Raw genomic sequence first — 17,193 nt, 5'->3', positions numbered from 1 at the left:
CTCGGGGCAGCACCCGCCCCGCCGTCGTTTCCGCAGGCCGGCGCGGTGCCGCGGGGGTGGGTGCGGGGTGGTTGCGCGGGCGGTGGTGACGGTCAGCGGCCGACCGCGTACCCCTGCATCCCGCGCGGGTTGGCGGCGGCCGAGAGCACCCCGGTCTCCGGGTCGCGGCCCACCGCGGACAGCCGGCCCTCGGACCACGGCGCACCCACCGTGACGTCGTGCCCCCGGCGGCGCAGTTCCCCGATGACGCCCTCGCCGAGGCGGGACTCCACGGTGACGCCGCCCGGCCGCATGGCGCGCGGGAAGAAGGAGCCGGGGAAGGAGTCGTTGTGCCAGTTCGGGGCGTCGATGGCGCCCTGGAGGTCGAGTCCGCCGCGCCGGTGCGGGCGGAGCGCGACGGCCAGGAAGAAGTGCAGCTGCCACTGGTCCTGCTGGTCGCCGCCGGGGGTGCCGAACGCCAACACGGGCACGCCGTCGCGCAGGGCGAGGGAGGGGGTGAGGGTGGTGCGGGGACGGCGGCCGGGGGTGAGGGAGTTGGGCAGGCCCTCCTCCAGCCAGGCCATCTGGAGGCGGGTGCCGAGCGGGAAGCCGAGGGCGGGGATCACCGGGTTGGACTGGAGCCAGCCGCCGGACGGGGTCGCGGAGACGAGGTTGCCCCAGCGGTCGGCGATGTCGATGTGGCAGGTGTCGCCGCGGGTGGTGCCGTCCCGGTCCACCTCGGGGGCGACGGCGGGCGGCTCCCCGCGTCCGGTGCCGCGGGCCACGGTCGGCTCCCCCGCCCCGCGGGCCGCGGCGCCCGCCGGGCCCGCGCCGCGCTCCCCGGCGGCGGCCGCCAGCACGTGCGCGCTCAGCCGCGGGGTGCGGCCCCCGGGGCTGCCGGGCCGCAGCGCGTACGAGGCGCCGGGGCCGATCAGGGCGCGGCGGGCGGCGTTGTAGTCCGCGCCGAGGAGGTCGGTGAGCGGGACGTCGGCGGCATCGCCGTACCACGCCTCGCGGTCGGCCATGGCGAGTTTGCAGCCCTCGATCAGCAGGTGGACGTAGTCGGGGCTGCCGTACGCGGGCAACTCCTCGGGGAGCAGGGCGAGTTGCTGGAGGAAGGCGGGGCCCTGGGTCCAGCCGCCGGCCTTGGCGACGGTCCAGCCGCGCCAGTCGTGGGTGACCGGCTCCTCGTAGGTGGCGGTGAAGGCGGCCAGGTCGTCGCCGGTGAGGGTGCCGGCGTGGCGTTCGCCGGAGGTGTCCATGGCGGGGCGGGCGGCGAAGTCGGCGAGCGCCTCCCCGATGAAGCCCTCGCGCCAGATGCGGCGGGCGGCGTCGATCTGCGCCGCCCGGTCCGCGGAGGCCGCCTCGGCCTCGGTGAGCAGGCGGCGCCAGGTGGCGGCCAGCGGCCGGTTGGTGAGGAGTTCGCCGGGGCGGACGGCGCGGCCGCCGCGGAGGTAGAGCGCGGCGGAGGTGGTCCACTCGGTCTCGAAGAGCTCCCGGACGGTCTCCACGGTCTCCCCTATCCGCTCGACGGCGGGGTGGCCGTGCTCGGCGTAGCCGATGGCGTAGCGCAGCACCTCGGCCAGGGACTTGGTGCCGTGGTCGCGCAGCAGCAGCATCCAGGCGTCGAAGGCGCCGGGGACGGCGGCGGCGAGGGGGCCGGTGCCGGGCACCAGGTCGAGGCCGAGGGAGGTGTAGTGGGCCACGGTCGCGCCGGCCGGGGCGGGGCCCTGGCCGCACAGCACCCGGACCGGTCCGCCCGCGGGCGCCAGGAGGATGGGGACCTCGCCGGCCGGCCCGTTCAGGTGCGGTTCGACGACGTGCAGCACGAACCCGGCGGCGACGGCGGCGTCGAAGGCGTTGCCGCCGTCCTCCAGGACGGCCATCGCCGACTGGGACGCCAGCCAGTGGGTGGTGGCGGCCATCCCGAAGGTGCCTTGGAGGGTGGGGCGGGTGGTGAACACGAAACGGCTCCTCGTCGCGGCTCGTCGGGTCGCTGATCACCGGTACCCTCCCGCACGTCCCCGGCCTTCCACCAGCCTCCCCCGGTGTGCGGCGGGCGTGCCGGGCGGTGCGTCCCGGGTGTGCGGAAACCGGGTCGCCGGGCCCCGCCCCGTTCCGTACGCTCGGCGCATGAGCAGCAGCGACGGCCGGCCGGGGGGCCGCCCCCTGGTCGCGATCCTGACCGGGGCCGGCATCTCCACCGACTCCGGGATCCCCGACTACCGCGGTCCGAACGGGCTGTGGCGGCGCGACCCGGAGGCCGAGAAGCTGGTCACCTACGAGGCGTACATGGCCGACCCGGAGATCCGGCGGCGGTCCTGGCGGATGCGGCAGCAAAGCCCCGCGTTCCGGGCCCGGCCGAACGCCGCGCACGAGGCGGTGGCCCGGCTGGAGCGGTCCGGGACGCCGGTGCGGGTGCTCACCCAGAACGTGGACGGGCTGCACCAGCTCGCCGGGATGCCGGCCCGGAAGGTGCTGGAACTCCACGGCACGGTCCGCGAGGTGGTGTGCACCGGCTGCGGGGCGCGGTCCCCGATGGCGGACGCGCTCGCGCGGGTGGCGGCGGGCGAGCCGGATCCGGCGTGCCGGGAGTGCGGCGGGATCCTGAAGTCGGCGACGGTGATGTTCGGGGAGCGGCTGGATCCGCGGGTGCTCGGCGAGGCGCTGGCGGTGGCGAAGGCCGCCGAGCTGTTCTTCGCGGTGGGCAGCACGCTCCAGGTACAGCCGGCCGCGTCGCTGGCCGGGGTGGCCGCGGAGCACGGCGCCCGGCTGGTGATCGTCAACGCCGAGCCGACGCCGTACGACCCGCTGGCCGCCCAGGTGGTCAGGGAGCCGATCGGGACGGCGCTGCCGCGGCTGCTGGACGCGCTGGGCTGACCCCGCCGCGGCTCCGCCCGGGGCCGCCCGCGGTCCGGTCCGTCGTGCCGGGAATGCGGGTGGCCGCGTTACGGTTGACGCCGCTGTCGGCCGCGTGCCGTGCGGGGGATTCGGGCAGCCGGTCGTGGAAGGACGGAGAGGGCCGTGCAGGGCAAGCACCACGGTGAGTACAAGGTGCCGGGCGGCAAGCTGGTGGTCGTCGATCTGGACGTGGCCGGCGGGGCGCTGCGCGGCGTCCGGGTCGCCGGGGACTTCTTCCTGGAGCCGGACGAGGCGCTGGACGCGATCAACGGCGCGCTGGAGGGCGCCCCGGCGGACACCGACGCGCGCGGGCTGGCCGCCCGGATCGACGCGGCGCTGCCGGCCGGCGCGGTGCTGTTCGGCTTCAGCAGCGAGGCGGTGGGCATCGCGGTGCGGCGGGCGGTGGCCGGGGCCCGGGAGTGGACCGACTTCGCCTGGCAGATCATCCACGAGGGCCCGCAGTCCCCGGAGCTGCACATGGCGCTGGACGAGGTGCTGACGGGGGAGGTCGCGGCCGGGCGGCGGCCGCCGACGCTGCGGGTGTGGGAGTGGGACCGCCCGGCGGTGATCATCGGCAGTTTCCAGTCGCTGCGCAACGAGGTCGATCCGCAGGGCGCGGCGCGGCACGGTGTCACGGTCGTGCGGCGGATCTCCGGCGGCGGCGCGATGTTCGTCGAGCCGGGCAACACCATCACCTACTCGCTGTGCGTGCCCAACTCCCTCGTGCAGGGCCTGAGTTTCGCGGACAGCTACGCCTATCTGGACGACTGGGTGCTGGCGGCCCTCGGCGACATGGGCATCCGGGCGTGGTATAAGCCGCTGAACGACATCGCCACCGAGGCCGGGAAGATCGCCGGGGCGGCGCAGAAGCGGGTGGTGGCCGGCGGTGGCGCGGTGCTGCACCACGTGACGATGTCGTACGACATCGACGCGGAGAAGATGGTGCAGGTGCTGCGGATCGGCCGGGAGAAGCTGTCCGACAAGGGCACCACCAGCGCGAAGAAGCGGGTGGATCCGCTGCGGCGGCAGACCGGGCTGCCGCGGGCGGAGGTGATCGACCGGATGATCGCGTCGTTCCGCGCCCGGTACGGCGGTGCGGCGGGCGCGGTCTCGGCGGCGGAACTGGCCCGGGCCCGGGAGCTGGCCGCGGGCAAGTTCGCCTCCGCCGAGTGGCTGACGCGGGTGCCGTGAGACGCGGCGCGCCGGGGCCGCCTCAGCCGTTCAGTGCGGGGATGACCTCGCTCCCGTAGGCGTCGATCACCGCCTCCTTGGCGTCGTGCATGGCGTACAGCGCGAACTGGTCCACGCCCAGTTCCCGGAGGCTGCGCAGCTTCTCGATGTGGGCGGCGACGGGCCCGACGAGGCAGAAGCGGTCGACGATCCCGTCGGGGACGAACGCGGTGTCGGGGTTGCCGGAGCGGCCGTGGTGCGCGTAGTCGTAGCCCCGGCGGGCCGCGATGTAGTCGGTCAGCTCGTGCGGGACGGCGCCCGAGTCGGTGCCGTACTTGGCCACCAGGTCGGCGACGTGGTTGCCGACCATGCCGCCGAACCAGCGGCACTGCTCGCGGGCGTGGGCGAGCGCGGCGGGCGAGTCGTCCGCGGTGACGTAGGCGGGGGCGGCGACGCAGACGGTGACGTCGGACGGGTCGCGGCCGGCCGCCGCGGCGGCGTCCCGGACCGCCTTGACCATCCACTCGGTCAGGAACGGGTCGGCCAGCTGGAGGATGAACCCGTCGGCCTCCTCGCCGGTCATGCGCAGCGCCCGGGGGCCGTAGGCGGCCATCCAGACCGGCAGGTGGGCGCCGTCGCGCACCCAGGGGAACCGCACGACCGTGCCGCCGCCGAGGTCGGCCTCCTCGCCGCGCGCCAGGGCCCGGATGACCTTGGCGGCCTCGCTTATCCGCGCCAGGGTGTTCGGCTTGCGGCCGGCCACCCGCATCGCGGAGTCGCCGCGGCCGATCCCGCACACCGTGCGGTTGCCGTACATGTCGTTGAGGGTGGCGAAGGTGGAGGCGGTGACCTCCCAGGTGCGGGTGCCGGGGTTGGTGACCATCGGGCCGACCGTGAGGCGGCTGGTCTCGGCCAGGATGCGGCTGTAGATGACGAACGGCTCCTGCCACAGCACGCACGAGTCGAACGTCCAGCCGTGGGTGAAGCCGGCCGCCTCCGCGCGCTGCATGAGGGCGACGACCCCGGAGGCCGGCGGGTCGGTCTGCAGGACGAGTCCGAAATCCATGGTGGTGCCCCCTGGTTCTCAGGTCAGGTACTGGCAGGTGCCGCGCGGGGTGTAGAGGCCGTGTCCGGCTCGGCCGGTGAACTCCCGGTCGGTGATGACCGGTTCCCCGCGGGAGAGGACGGTCTGAACGCGCCCGGTCAGCCGGCGGCCCTCGTAGGCGGAGTAGTCGACGTTCATGTGGTGGGTGGCGGCGGAGACGGTCTGCTCGGCGTGCGGGTCGTAGATGACGAGGTCGGCGTCGGAGCCCGGCGCGAGGGTGCCCTTCTTCGGATGGAGGCCGAACATCCGGGCCGGGGCGGCGCAGGCGATCTCGATCCAGCGGCGGCGGGAGAGGTGGCCGTCGACGACGGCCTGGTGGAGCAGGTCCATGCGGTTCTCCACGCCGGGCAGCCCGTTGGGGATCTTGGAGAAGTCGCCGCGGCCCAGCTCCTTCTGCCCGGTGAAGCAGAACGGGCAGTGGTCGGTGGAGACCACCTGGAGGTCGTCGCGGCGCAGCGCCCGCCAGAGCGCCGCCTGGTGCTCCCGGGGCCGCAGCGGCGTGCTGCACACGTACTTGGCGCCCTCGAAGCCCGGTTCGGCGAGGTTGTCGGTGGACAGGAAGAGGTACTGCGGGCAGGTCTCGCCGAAGACCGGGAGTTCCTCGGCGCGGGCGCGCGCCAGTTCGGCGGCGGCCTCCCGGGCCGAGACGTGCACCACGTACAGCGGGGCCCCGGCGACCTGCGCCAGGCGGATCGCGCGGTGGGTGGCCTCCGCCTCCAGGAGCGCCTTGCGGACCTCGCCGTGGTGGCGCGGGTCGGTCTCACCGCGGGCCAGGGCCTGCTGGACGAGGACATCGATGGCGAGGCCGTTCTCGGCGTGCATCATGATCAGGCCGCCGTTCCCGCCGGCCCGCTGCATGGCGCGCAGGATCTGCCCGTCGTCGGAGTAGAAGACCCCCGGGTACGCCATGAAGAGTTTGAACGAGGTCAGGCCCTCGGCGACGAGGCCGTCCATCTCCCGCAGCGTCGCGTCGTTGACGTCCGAGACGATCATGTGGAAGGCGTAGTCGATCGCGCACTGGCCGTCGGCCTTGGCGTGCCAGGTGTCCAGGCCGGCCCGCAGCGCCGCGCCCCGGGACTGCACCGCGAAGTCGATGATGGTGGTGGTGCCGCCCCAGGCCGCCGCGCGGGTCCCGGATGCGAAGGTGTCCGAGGCGGAGGTGCCGCCGAACGGCAGCTCCATGTGGGTGTGCGCGTCGACGCCGCCCGGGATGACGTACCGGCCGGTGGCGTCCAGGACGCGGTCGGCGCCGGCGGTCCAGCCGGTGGCGGCGGGGCTGTCGGAGGCGGCGAGGGCGGCGATCCGGCCGTTCTCGATCAGGACGTCGGCGTGCACTTCCTCGGCGGCGGTGATGACCAGTCCGCCCCGGACGACCGTACGGCTCATCTCGGCTCCCTACCTGGCGCCGACTGCGCGGCGCCGGCTGCCTGACACTACGTCACAAGCTGGTCTACACCCGTAGATTCCGGACGGGAAGGAGACACCGTAGAAGCATGGCACCGGCGGTGGCAAGAGCGCGCCGGCTCCCCGGCGGGCCGGGCGGTGTCGCGGCGGCGGTCAGCCGGGTGGCCGAGCGGCGGGACACGCCGGGTGCGGGGGCCGGGCGCGCGGAGGGGTGCGGGGGCGGCCGGATGGGCAGGTAACAGACCCCGGACCCACACCTTCGTAAGTCATTGCGGAACGGCACCTTCACTGTCGGCACCCAGGACGTCGGAAAGCACCCGATGACGTCAGAAAGGCGATGCGCCATGGAGCAGAGCACACCGTGGGAGTTCTCCGACGACCGCGGGCGCCTGGTGGTGGCCGGAGAACGGCCGGAACGGATCGTGGCGTACATACAGGCGGGCGCGACGCTGTGGGACCACGGCATCCGCCCGGCAGGCATCTTCGGCTCCCAGCACGACGGGGTGGCGGCCGACCCGGCCAAGGCCGGTGAGCTGCCGCTGGACGGGATCCGCTACCTCGGCTCGGGGTCCGCGCTGCACCCGGACACCCTGCTGGAGGCCCGCCCGGACCTCGTCGTGGCGGTGACCTACGACGGCGAGCAGGTCTACGGGCTGGCGGCGAAGACCGCGCAGGAGCTGGAGGAGCAGGTCCCGGTGGCGACCGTCGCGGTCGGCCCGGGCCGCAGCCTGCCCGAGGTGCGGGAGCGCTTCGCGGCACTGGCCGGCTCCCTGGGCCACGGTGAACCGCTCGCGCTGGCACGGGAGTTGGACGCCGCCGAGGACGAACTGCGGCGGGTGACCGGCGGCCCGGAGCGGCCGCGGGTGGTGGCGCTCTCGCCGGCCGGCCCCGACAGGGTGCACCTGGCCCGGCCCGGCACCTGGCCGGACCTGCGGGCGCTGGCCGAGCACGGCGTGGAGCTGCCGGAACCGGCCGCCGGCGCCGGGGCGAACTGGTCGACCGTCGGCTGGGCCGAGGCCGCCGCGCTCACCCCGGACGTGGTCCTGCTCGACGTACGGGCCAACGCCGCCCGCGTCCAGGCACTGCGGACCGACGAGCACTGGCGGGCCATCGAGGCCCGCGCCCGCCTCCTGCCCTGGAACCCGGAAGCCCCGGTCAGCCGCCGCGCCCACACCCGCTTCTTCACCGAGGTCGCCACCGCGCTCCGGGCGGCAGCCGGCCGCGCCTAGCGCCCCGGCCCCGCGTCGCCCCTACTCCCCTCCCCCGCCCGCCAGTTGGTCCTGGGTGTGGCGGAGGGCGGCTGCGAGGAGGGTGGCGCCCTGCTCGGCTTCGGCGACGGTGAGGGTCAGGGGCGGGGCGATGCGCAGCGCGGCGCCGCCGCGGCCGCCCTTGCCGATCAGCAGCCCGCGTTCCCGGGCCGCCTCCAGGACCAGCGAGGCGGCCTCGGGCGAGGGTTCGTCGGTGCCCGGGCGGACGAGTTCGACGCCGATCATCAGGCCCCGGCCGCGGACCTCGCGGACCAGGTCGAGGCCGGCCGCCACCGCCCGCAGCCGTTCGATGAGCAGTCCGCCGACCCGCCGGGCGTTGCCCTGGAGGTCGTGGTCGAGGAGGTAGGTGAGGTTGGCCAGGCCCGCGGCCATGGTGACCGGGGTGCCGCCGAAGGTGGAGAGGGAGTTGGCGGGCAGGCAGTTCATGATGTCGGCGCGGGCCACCACCCCGCCGATGGACATGCCGTTGCCGATGCCCTTGGCGAAGGTCAGCAGGTCGGGCGGGCCGTTGTCGGCGTGCGCCTGCCAGCCCCAGAAGTGGTCGCCGGTGCGGCCCCAGCCGGTCTGCACCTCGTCGCTGATCCACAGGATGCCCTCGCGGGCCAGCACCTCGCGGAACGCGGCGTAGAGGCCGTCCGGCGGGGCGGTGAACCCGCCGACGCCCTGGATCGGTTCGGCGATCAGTGCGGCGACGCCGCCCGCGGTCTGGCCGAGCAGGTCCGTCAGATCCGCGGTGCAGGCCGCGATGTAGTCGCGGTCGGACAGCTCCGCGAACGGGCCGCGGGAGCGCACCCCGCCGTGCACGTAGAGGGTTTGCAGCGGCGAGAGGCTGGTCGGTGACCAGCTCTGGTTGCCGGTGATGCCGATGGCCGAGAAGGAGCGGCCGTGGTAGCTGTTGCGCATCGCCAGGATCTGGTTGGACCGGCGGTAGGTGGTGGCCAGCAGCAGCGCGGTGTCGTTGGCCTCGGTGCCGGAGGTGGTGAAGAAGACCCGGGCGTCGGGGATGCCGGAGAGCGCCGCGATCCGCTCGGCCAGCTCGATCATGGGGCGGGAGAGGTAGAGGGTGGAGGTGTGCAGGATGCGGCCGGCCTGCTCGCTGACCGCCTTGGTGACCTCCGGCAGCGCGTGCGCGGTCATGGTGGTGAGGATGCCGCCGAAGAAGTCCAGGTAGCACGTGCCGTCGGCGTCCCAGACGTGCCGGCCCTCGCCGTGCGTCAGCTCCAGCGGCCGCTCGTAGTACAGGCTGAGCCAGGACGGCAGGACGGCTCGGTGGCGGGCGTGGAGGTTCCCGTGGTCGTGGGTCACGGGCGCACCAGCCCGTCGTAGGCGTCGGGGCGGCGGTCGCGGTAGAACGCCCACTGCTGCCGCACCTGCTCGATCAGGCCGAAGTCCAGGTCGCGAACGACCAGTTCCTCGTCGGTGTCGCTGGCGGGGTCGCCGACGAACCGGCCGCGCGGGTCGACGAAGTAGCTGGTGCCGTAGAAGTCGTTGTCGCCGTACTCCTCCACGCCGACGCGGTTGATCGCGGCGACGAAGTACTCGTTGGCGACCGCCGCCGCGGGCTGCTCCAGCTTCCAGAGGTAGCCGGACAGGCCGCGGGAGGTGGCGGAGGGGTTGTAGACCAGCTGGGCGCCGTTCAGGCCGAGCTGCCGCCAGCCCTCGGGGAAGTGGCGGTCGTAGCAGATGTAGACGCCGATCCGGCCGGCGGCGGTCTCGAAGACCGGCCAGCCGGCGTTGCCGGGCCGGAAGTAGAACTTCTCCCAGAACCCCTTGACCTGCGGGATGTGGTGCTTGCGGTAGGTGCCGAGCACGGTGCCGTCGGCGTCGATGACGGCGGCGGTGTTGTAGTAGAAGCCGGTCTGCTCGACCTCGAAGACCGGGACGACGATGACCATGCCGGTCTCCCGGGCCAGCGCCCGCATCCGCTGCACGGTCGGGCCGTCCGGCACCGGCTCGGCCCAGCGGAAGTGCTCGGGGTCCTGCACCTGGCAGAAGTACGGGGCGTTGAAGACCTCCTGGAAGCCGATCACCTTCGCGCCCTGCGCGGCGGCCGCCCTGGCGTGCTCCTCATGCTTCGCGATCATCGATTCGGTGTCGCCGGTCCAGGACGCCTGGACCAGTGCGGCACGCACAACATCGGCCATGAGCTGCTCCTTTGTCGCTGCGCCGGCCCGCGGCGGGCGGTGTCGCGCGGTGCCGGCCCGCGGCCGCGTGGACCTTTCGCATGTGGAGGCGACCGTAAGGCGCGCCACGGACCGTGGCAAGACCATCTCTCCGCGCGGCGCGGCGCGCCGGCCGGCCGGGCCCGCGCCGCCCCGCTCCGGCTGTACGACAGAGAACCTTGCAAGCCCACCTTGCAAGTTTGCCTGTCGTTCTCCTAGGCTCGGGGCATGTCCGACACGACCGTGCCCGACCAGGGCGGGGAGCGGCTGGCCACCGACCTCGGGGCGAGCGTCTCCCTGCTGATGCGGCGGCTGCGCGCCGCCTCGCCGCAGGGCGAGCTGACCCCCACCCAGCGCGCGGTGCTGGCCCGTGTGGACGCCGAGGGGCCGTCCACCATCGCCGCGCTGGCCCGGGCCGAGCTGGTGCGCCCGCAGTCGATGCGGGTGACGGTCGGCGCGCTGGAGGAGCGCGGCATCCTCGCCCGCAGCCCGCACCCCACCGACGGCCGCCAGGTGGTCTTCTCGCTCACCGAGGAGGGCCACCGGGTGCTGGCCGAGGTCCGGCGGGCCAAGAACAACTGGCTCGCGGTGGCCATCGCCGAGCGGCTCACCGACGCCGAGCGGCGCACGCTGGCCGAGGCCACCGCGCTGATACGACGGCTGACCGACGCATGAGCGCGTCCGGCGCCGACCGGACCCGGACGGAGCCCGGCCGCACCGGCGGTCCGGCCGCGGCGTGCGGCGGGCCCGCGCGGGAGGAGCGCGGGTTCGGTGCCCGCCTGATGACGCCGCTGCTGCTGGGCTCGCTCCTCAATCCGGTCAACTCGACGATGATCGCCACCGCGCTGGTCGCCATCGGCGCGGACTTCCGGGTCGGGGCGGCCGACACCGCCTGGCTGATCTCGGCGATGTACCTGGCCAGCGCGGTGGGCCAGCCGTCGCTGGGCCGGGTCGCGGACCGGTTCGGGCCGCGCCGGGTGTTCGCCGCCGGTGCGGTGCTGGTCTGCGCGGCGGGCCTGGTCGGGGCGCTGGCGCCCACCTTCGGCTGGCTGATCGTCTCCCGGGTGGTCCTCGGGATCGGCACCGCGGCCGCGTATCCGGCGGCGATGGCGGTGCTGCGCGCCGAGTCGCGGCGGGTGGGGCGGACCACGCCGCGCCGGGTGCTGGGGCGGATCTCGCTGGCCGCGCTGGCCAGTGCGGCGGTCGGCCCGAGCCTCGGCGGGCTGCTGGCCGCGACCGCGGGCTGGCGGGCGGTCTTCGCGGTCAACGTGCCGCTCTCGCTGCTGGCCCTGGCCGGGGCGCTGGCCTGGCTCCCGCCCGACCGGGACAGGCCGGCGGCGGAGGCGGGCGGCGGGCCCGGCGCGGCGGCCCGCGGCTCCCTCGACCCGTTCGGCATCGCGCTCTTCGCCTCCGCGCTGACCTGCGCGATGTTCTTCCTGCTGCGGCTGGACGCGCCGCCGTGGCCGCTGCTCGCACCGGCCGGGGTGCTCACCGCCGCCCTGGTGCGGTGGGAGCTGCGCCATCCGCGGCCGTTCCTGGACCTGCGGATGCTGGCCCGCAACCGCGCGCTGGCGCTGACCTACCTGCGGCACGGGCTGGCCTACCTGGTCATCTACTGCGTGCTGTACGGCTTCAGCCAGTGGCTGGAGCAGGCGCACGGCTTCTCGTCCTTCCACGCCGGGCTGGTGATGCTGCCGATGTCCGGCGCGGCCGCCGTCTGCTCGCTGGCCGGCGCCCGGGCGAAGGGCATCCGCGCTCCGCTGGCCGTCGCCGCCTGCTGCCTGACCGCCGGCAGCGCGGTGTTCCTGCTGCTGCGCGGTACCAGCCCGCTGCCGGTGCTGCTGGCCGCCGGGGCGCTCTTCGGCGTCCCGCAGGGCCTGGCCTCCACCGGCAACCAGGCCGCCGTCTACGCCCAGGCCCCGGCCGACGGCGTGGGCGCGGCGGCCGGGCTCCAGCGCACCGCCCAGTACCTCGGCGCGATCACCGCCTCCAGCCTGATCGGGCTGGAGTACGGGACGCGCGCGACCGACGCCGGTCTGCACGCCATCGCGCTGACCGGCGCGGTGCTCGGTGCGGCGCTGCTCGCCCTCACGCTGGCCGACCGGTCCCTGCGCACCGCGGGCCACCGGACCGCCGCCTGACCCTGTCCACCCCTCGACTGCCGTACCGAAAACAGGAGTTACCGTGCCCGTCAGCACTCTCGACGCCACCACCGCGCTGGTCCTGATCGACCTCCAGAAGGGCATCACCGCACTGCCCACCGTCCACCCCGCGGAGGGGGTCGTGGCCCGCGGGGCCCGCCTGGCCGCGGCGTTCCGGGAGCGCGGGCTGCCGGTGGTGCTGGTGAACGTCACCGGCGGCGCGCCGGGCCGCACCGAGGCGGCGCGGGCGGCGGGCGGCACCCCGCCGGCCGACTGGGCCGAGCTGGTGCCCGAACTGGGCCGGCGGCCCGGCGACCTCCTGGTCACCAAGGAGCGCTGGGGCGCCTTCCACGGCACCGCGCTCGACGCCGAGCTGCGCCGCCGCGGGGTCACCCAGCTCGTCCTCGGCGGGATCGCCACCAGCATCGGCGTGGAGTCCAGCGCCCGCGCCGCGCACGAGCACGGCTACCACGTGACGGTGGCGACCGACGCGGTGACCGACCTCGACGCGGACGCGCACGAGAACAGCGTGCGGCGGATCTTCCCGCGGCTGGGCGAGACCGGCACCACCGAGGAGATCATCGCCCTGCTGGGCTGAGGCCGCCGGGCGGGTCCGCCGGGGGCTCCCCGGCGGGCCGCCGCTCGTGCCACCGCAGAGCGTCCTGGAGCTGGGCGGCCAGCGCGATCAGCCGGGGCTCGCCGTGCGCCGGACCGAGCAGCTGGGCGCCCAGCGGCAGGCCGTCCGCGCTGAAGCCGGCCGGCACGCTGATGCCCGGCCAGCCCAGGACGTTCCACGGCCAGGCGTACGGGCAGGCGGCGATCATGGCCTTGTCGGTCTGCCAGCCGCTGAGCCGGGCGAGGGCGCCGATGCGCGGCGGCGGGGTCGCGGTGGTCGGCGTCAGCAGCACGTCGTAGGGGCCGAACAGCGCGCCGATGCGGCGCCGCTGGCGCTGCTCGACGGCGCGGGCGCGGCGCAGTAACGGGCCGCCGAGCAGCCGCCCGAGCCGGGCCGCCTCCTGGGTGCGGCGGTCCAGCAGCCGGGGGTCGGGGACCCGGGCCGCCCACTCCCCCACCCCGGCCGTGGCGCGCGGGAGGAAGGCCAGGCCGATCAGCCCGTAGTCCGGCTCGGCCTCCTCGACGAGGTGGCCCAGACCGGCCAGGGTGCGGGCGACGGCGGTGACCGCGGCCCGGACGTCGGGGTGCAGCGGTTTGCGGGTGAAGGTGGTGGCGGTCCGCCAGGACAGCGCGATCCGCAGCCGCCCGGGGTCCCGGCCGGCCGCCTCGCGGGCGGCGACGGCCGGCGGCCGGTGCAGGTCGCCGGGGTGGTTGCCGGCGGCGGCGTCCAGCAGCAGCGCGGCGTCCTCGACGGTGCGGGCCAGCGGGCCGATCCCGGTGATGCCGTGGAACGCCTCGGGGTCGGGCCAGGTGGAGATCCGGCCGCGCTGCGGTTTGATGCCGACCAGGTGGGACCAGGCGGCGGGGATCCGGACCGAGCCGGCGCCGTCGGTGCCCAGGGCGGCGGGGACCAGGCCGGCGGCGACCGCGGCGGCCGAGCCGCCGGAGGAGCCGCCGGGGGTGTGCGCCAGATTCCAGGGGTTGCGGGTCTCGCCGAAGGCCGGGCCCTCGGTGAACGGCCACTGGCCCAGCTCGCAGGAGTTGGTCTTGCCGACGATGACCGCACCGGCCGCGCGCAGCCGCCGGACCACCTCGGCGTCGCGCCGCTTGGGCGGGAACTCCCCGGCGCAGCCGAACGCGGTGGGCTCGCCCGCCACGTCGGTGTCGTCCTTGACCGCGACCGGTACGCCGAGCAGCGGCAGCCGCTCGCCCGCCGCGAGCCGGCGGTCGGCCTCCGCGGCCTCGGCCAGGGCCGCCTCCGCGCGGACCCGGCGGAAGGCGTTGACGGTGTCCTGGGTGGCGGCGATCCGGTCCAGGGCGCGCTGCACCAGGGCGGTGGCGGTGACCTCGCCGCCGGCCAGGGCCCGGGCCTGCTCGGCGAGTCCCTCCCACCGGCCGTCCGGATGGCCGGCCGCGGCACCGGGCGCCGGGGGGCGGGGGCGGTCCGCGGCCGGCGCGGACCGGCGTTCCTGGCTCTCGTCGACGCTCACGCTGCGTGCCCTCCCTGGGACCGCCCATTCGAACGAACGGTCCCAGGAGGCTAATCGGCACCCCGGGGGGCGGCAACGACGCCGCGCGGCGCGGCAGGGCGACGACACACGGACGGCACACACCGCCCGCCGGGGCGCCGCGGCGGTGTCACGGGGCCGGGTGGACCACCATGGCCGAGCCGCCGCCGCGCCGGACCTTCTCGGCCGCGGCGAGCCAGCGGCCGTCCGGCAGCCGCTGCACTCCGGTGGCCGCGCCGATCTCCGGGTTGAGCTTGAAGGTGTGGCCGAGGGCTTCGAGCCGGCGGCGGAGCGGGCTGTTCCACAGCGCCGGTTCCAGTTCGGTGGCGGCGGCGTTGCGCTGGCTGGCGCGCGGGGCGGCGATCGCGTCCACCAGCGGCATCCCGCGGTCGAGGTGGTTGAGCAGGGTTTGCAGGACGGTGGTGATGATGGTGGCGCCGCCGGGCGAGCCGACGGCGAGGACCGGGTCGCCGTGGCGCAGTACGACGGTCGGGGAGATCGAGGAGCGCGGCCGCTTGCCGGGGCCGGGGAGGTTGGGGTCGGGCACCGCGGGGTTCGCCGGGGCGAAGGAGAAGTCGGTCAGCTCGTTGTTGAGCAGGAAGCCGCGGCCGGGGACGGTGATGCCGCTGCCGCCGGTCTGCTCGATGGTGAGGGTGTAGGTGACGATGTTGCCCCACTTGTCGGCGGTGGTCAGGTGGGTGGTGTTCTCGCCCTCGTAGGTGGTGGGGGCGGCCGGGCCGGCGGTGCGGCAGGGCTCGGGGTGGCGCGGGTCGCCGGGGGCGAGCGGGCTGGTGAGCGCCTTGTGGTCGTTGATCAGGCACTCCCGGGAGGCGGCGAACCGCTTGCCGGTGAGGCCCTTGACGGGCACGTTCTCGTAGGCCGGGTCGCCGACCCAGCGGCCGCGGTCGGCGAAGGCGATCCGGCTGGCCTCGATGTAGCGGTGCAGGAACTGCTGCTCGGTCAGGTGCGAGAGGTCGGTCTTCTCCAGGATGTTGAGCGCCTCGGCGACACTGGTGCCGCCGGAGGAGGACGGGGCGATGCCGTAGACGTCCAGGCCGCGGTAGGTGGTGTGGGTCGGCCGGTGGCTGACCGTGCGGTACGCGGCGAGGTCGGCGGCGGACAGGTCGCCGGGGCGGACCGTGCGGGTGGCGCCGGGGCGGACCGGGGGCTTGTTGACCGTGCGGACGACGTCCCGGCCGATCGCGCCCCGATAGAGGGCGCCGGTGCCCTTGGCGCCCAACTCCCGGTAGGTGCGGGCCAGATCGGGGTTCTTCAGGGTGGAGCCGACGGCCGGGAGCTTGCCGCCGGGCAGGAAGAGGGCGGCGCTGGCCGGGAAGTCGCGGAACCGCGCCTCGTTGTCGGCGGTCTGCTGCCGGAAGGTCGCGTCGACCGTGAAGCCCTGCTCGGCGAGCTTCTCGGCGGGGCGGAGCACCTGCGCCAGCGAGCGGCTGCCCCACTTCTTCAGGGCGCTGTCCCAGGTGGCGGGGGTGCCGGGGGTGCCGACGCTGAGGCCGCTGGTGACCGCGTCGGCGAAGGGCAGGGGGGTGCCGTTCTCCAGGAAGAGGTCCTTGGTGGCGGTGCGCGGGGCGGTCTCCCGGCCGTCGAGGGTGCGGACGGTCTTCGTCCGGGCGTCGTAGTAGACGAGGTAGCCGCCGCCCCCGATGCCGGAGGAGTAGGGCTCGGTGACGCCGAGGGCGGCGGCGGTGGCGACCGCCGCGTCGACCGCGTTGCCGCCCTTGCGGAGCACCTCGATGCCGGCGGCCGAGGCGTCCGCGTCGACGCTGGCGACCGCGCCGCCGTAGCCGGTGGCGACCGGTGTCTTGGCGGGGGCGGCGGGGTCCGGTGCGGGCTGGGGCCGGGCGGCGGCGGCCGGGGCCGCCAGCAGGGAACCGGCCAGCGCGGCCGTTATCCCCAGGACGGTGAGACGTCGGGTGTGGGACATACCTGGACTTCCTCCACGGGCGGTGCGAGGGGCGGCAGGGGCCGGAGCCTACCGGCGTCAACAGCGCGCCGACAGGGGGCGGTTCGCGGGGCCCGCCCGGCCGCGGGCACGGGCCGGGACAGGCCGGACGGCCCGGGAGCGAGCCGTACGGTCCGGCCGTACCGGCAGGTACCGGGGCAAGCGGTGCCGGCCGGGCGCCCGGCCTCGAACACCCGGCCGGGCAGCCGCTACGCTCGCCCGCCATGGACGACACCCTGCTGCTGACCGCGGCGGCGGCCCTCGTGGTGGGGCTGGCCGCCGGCTGGGCCGGGCAACGGGCCGTGGCCCGCCGGAAGCTGACCCGGGAACAGCGCTTCTTCGGGCTGCCCGCCGGCTCCGAGTGCGTGGTGGTCACCCACCGGGACAGCGCCTCCGCCCATTGGAGCATCCCGCGCCACGACGCGCTGGCGCTGCTGGGGTTGGCCGCGGTGATCGAGAACTGCGGGGCGCACCCGGAGGTGGCCCCGCACGACACCGGGCTCCAGGGCTTCGGGGCCCGTACGGAGTTCTGCATCGGCGACCCGACCGCGCACCGCCGGCTGGCCGCGCACCTGGCGAACCTGCTGCCGGGGGTGGCGGTCCATCCGGGTGACGCGGCCGGCGCCGGCCGGGGCACGTTCACCGTCGGCGGGACCGCGTACCGGATGGAGCCGGGGGCGGTGGAGTACGTGCTGCTGGCCCGGCTGACGGCCGGGGAGGGCGGCCGGCCGGTGTTCCTGGCGGCCGGTCAGCGGCCGGTCACCCTCCGGGCCGCGGTCCGCCACCTGGTCCGCAACCGGGCCCGGCTGGCCCGCCGGTACGGCGCGGACGGGCAGTTCGCGCTGGTGCTGAAGGTGGTCAACTCCCAGGCGTACGGGCCCGATGTGGTGGAGCTGGTGGCCGATGTCAGCAAGGCGGCGGCGGCCCCGGCGGAGTCCCGGGGGCAGCACCGGGCGGCGGCCTGAGCGGGGTTGACCGAC

At 75.5% G+C, this 17,193-nt stretch carries 14 protein-coding genes; 7 read left to right on the top strand and 7 right to left on the bottom strand.

Annotation, left to right across the window (positions count from 1 at the left end; genetic code table 11):
* Positions 1-92 precede the first annotated feature (92 nt).
* Entirely contained in the window at positions 93-1,943 is a 1,851-nt protein-coding gene (locus tag MUU72_RS16790; RefSeq protein WP_248014076.1) for a gamma-glutamyltransferase family protein, read from the bottom strand.
* A gap of 169 nt (positions 1,944-2,112) precedes the next feature.
* On the opposite strand from MUU72_RS16790, the gene MUU72_RS16785 reads away from it, so the two are divergent.
* Positions 2,113-2,859 (top strand): SIR2 family NAD-dependent protein deacylase, encoded by a 747-nt coding sequence (locus MUU72_RS16785; protein ID WP_248014075.1) that lies wholly within the window; start codon positions 2,113-2,115, stop codon positions 2,857-2,859.
* Between the two features lie 144 nt (positions 2,860-3,003).
* Complete coding sequence (gene lplAB / locus MUU72_RS16780; protein WP_248014074.1) at positions 3,004-4,071, top strand: lipoate-protein ligase LplAB; 1,068 nt, start codon at positions 3,004-3,006, stop codon at positions 4,069-4,071.
* 22 nt (positions 4,072-4,093) lie between these two features.
* On the opposite strand, the gene MUU72_RS16775 is transcribed toward lplAB, so the two are convergent.
* Positions 4,094-5,116 carry a TIGR03842 family LLM class F420-dependent oxidoreductase gene (locus MUU72_RS16775; protein ID WP_248014073.1) on the bottom strand — a complete coding sequence of 341 codons (1,023 nt, stop codon included), beginning with the start codon at positions 5,114-5,116 and terminating at the stop codon, positions 4,094-4,096.
* Positions 5,117-5,134: 18 nt separating this feature from the next.
* On the bottom strand, positions 5,135-6,541 hold the full coding sequence (gene hydA, locus MUU72_RS16770) for a dihydropyrimidinase (protein WP_248014072.1): 1,407 nt from the start codon (positions 6,539-6,541) through the stop codon (positions 5,135-5,137).
* A gap of 362 nt (positions 6,542-6,903) precedes the next feature.
* On the opposite strand from hydA, the gene MUU72_RS16765 reads away from it, so the two are divergent.
* The gene (locus MUU72_RS16765; protein ID WP_248014071.1) at positions 6,904-7,788 is read left to right on the top strand and encodes an ABC transporter substrate-binding protein; all 885 of its coding nucleotides are present in this window, start codon (positions 6,904-6,906) and stop codon (positions 7,786-7,788) included.
* Between the two features lie 21 nt (positions 7,789-7,809).
* Here the strand turns inward: MUU72_RS16765 and MUU72_RS16760 are convergent, their stop codons facing one another.
* Both MUU72_RS16760 and MUU72_RS16755 read right to left on the bottom strand, forming a co-directional pair.
* Positions 7,810-9,132 (bottom strand): aspartate aminotransferase family protein, encoded by a 1,323-nt coding sequence (locus tag MUU72_RS16760; protein ID WP_248014070.1) that lies wholly within the window; start codon positions 9,130-9,132, stop codon positions 7,810-7,812.
* On the bottom strand, positions 9,129-9,971 hold the full coding sequence (locus MUU72_RS16755; RefSeq protein ID WP_248014069.1) for a nitrilase-related carbon-nitrogen hydrolase: 843 nt from the start codon (positions 9,969-9,971) through the stop codon (positions 9,129-9,131). Before MUU72_RS16755 ends, MUU72_RS16760 begins: the two co-directional genes overlap by 4 nt.
* Positions 9,972-10,217: 246 nt before the next feature.
* Between MUU72_RS16755 and MUU72_RS16750 the strand changes: the two genes are divergently transcribed.
* The 3 genes from MUU72_RS16750 to MUU72_RS16740 are packed head-to-tail and all read left to right on the top strand — an operon-like array spanning position 10,218 to position 12,728.
* A complete protein-coding gene (locus tag MUU72_RS16750) occupies positions 10,218-10,664 on the top strand; it encodes a MarR family winged helix-turn-helix transcriptional regulator (RefSeq protein WP_282504171.1) in 447 nt (148 codons plus the stop codon).
* Complete coding sequence (locus MUU72_RS16745) at positions 10,661-12,130, top strand: MFS transporter (RefSeq protein ID WP_248014068.1); 1,470 nt, start codon at positions 10,661-10,663, stop codon at positions 12,128-12,130. The genes MUU72_RS16750 and MUU72_RS16745 overlap by 4 nt, the downstream gene beginning before the upstream one ends.
* Positions 12,131-12,173: 43 nt before the next feature.
* Positions 12,174-12,728 (top strand): isochorismatase family protein, encoded by a 555-nt coding sequence (locus MUU72_RS16740; protein ID WP_248014067.1) that lies wholly within the window; start codon positions 12,174-12,176, stop codon positions 12,726-12,728.
* Here the strand turns inward: MUU72_RS16740 and MUU72_RS16735 are convergent.
* Both MUU72_RS16735 and ggt read right to left on the bottom strand, forming a co-directional pair.
* Entirely contained in the window at positions 12,709-14,235 is a 1,527-nt protein-coding gene (locus MUU72_RS16735) for an amidase (protein ID WP_372503134.1), read from the bottom strand. The genes MUU72_RS16740 and MUU72_RS16735 overlap by 20 nt on opposite strands.
* Positions 14,236-14,383: 148 nt before the next feature.
* A complete protein-coding gene (gene ggt, locus MUU72_RS16730) occupies positions 14,384-16,195 on the bottom strand; it encodes a gamma-glutamyltransferase (protein WP_248014066.1) in 1,812 nt (603 codons plus the stop codon).
* 242 nt (positions 16,196-16,437) lie between these two features.
* Between ggt and MUU72_RS16725 the strand changes: the two genes are divergently transcribed.
* Positions 16,438-17,178 carry a hypothetical protein gene (locus tag MUU72_RS16725; protein WP_248014065.1) on the top strand — a complete coding sequence of 247 codons (741 nt, stop codon included), beginning with the start codon at positions 16,438-16,440 and terminating at the stop codon, positions 17,176-17,178.
* Positions 17,179-17,193 lie beyond the last annotated feature (15 nt).

The organism is Streptomyces rhizoryzae (genome assembly GCF_023155275.1).
Classification (GTDB): domain Bacteria; phylum Actinomycetota; class Actinomycetes; order Streptomycetales; family Streptomycetaceae; genus Streptomyces; species Streptomyces rhizoryzae.
Note: the sequence above shows the minus strand (reverse complement) of the source record. Positions and strands in the feature narration are given on the sequence as shown.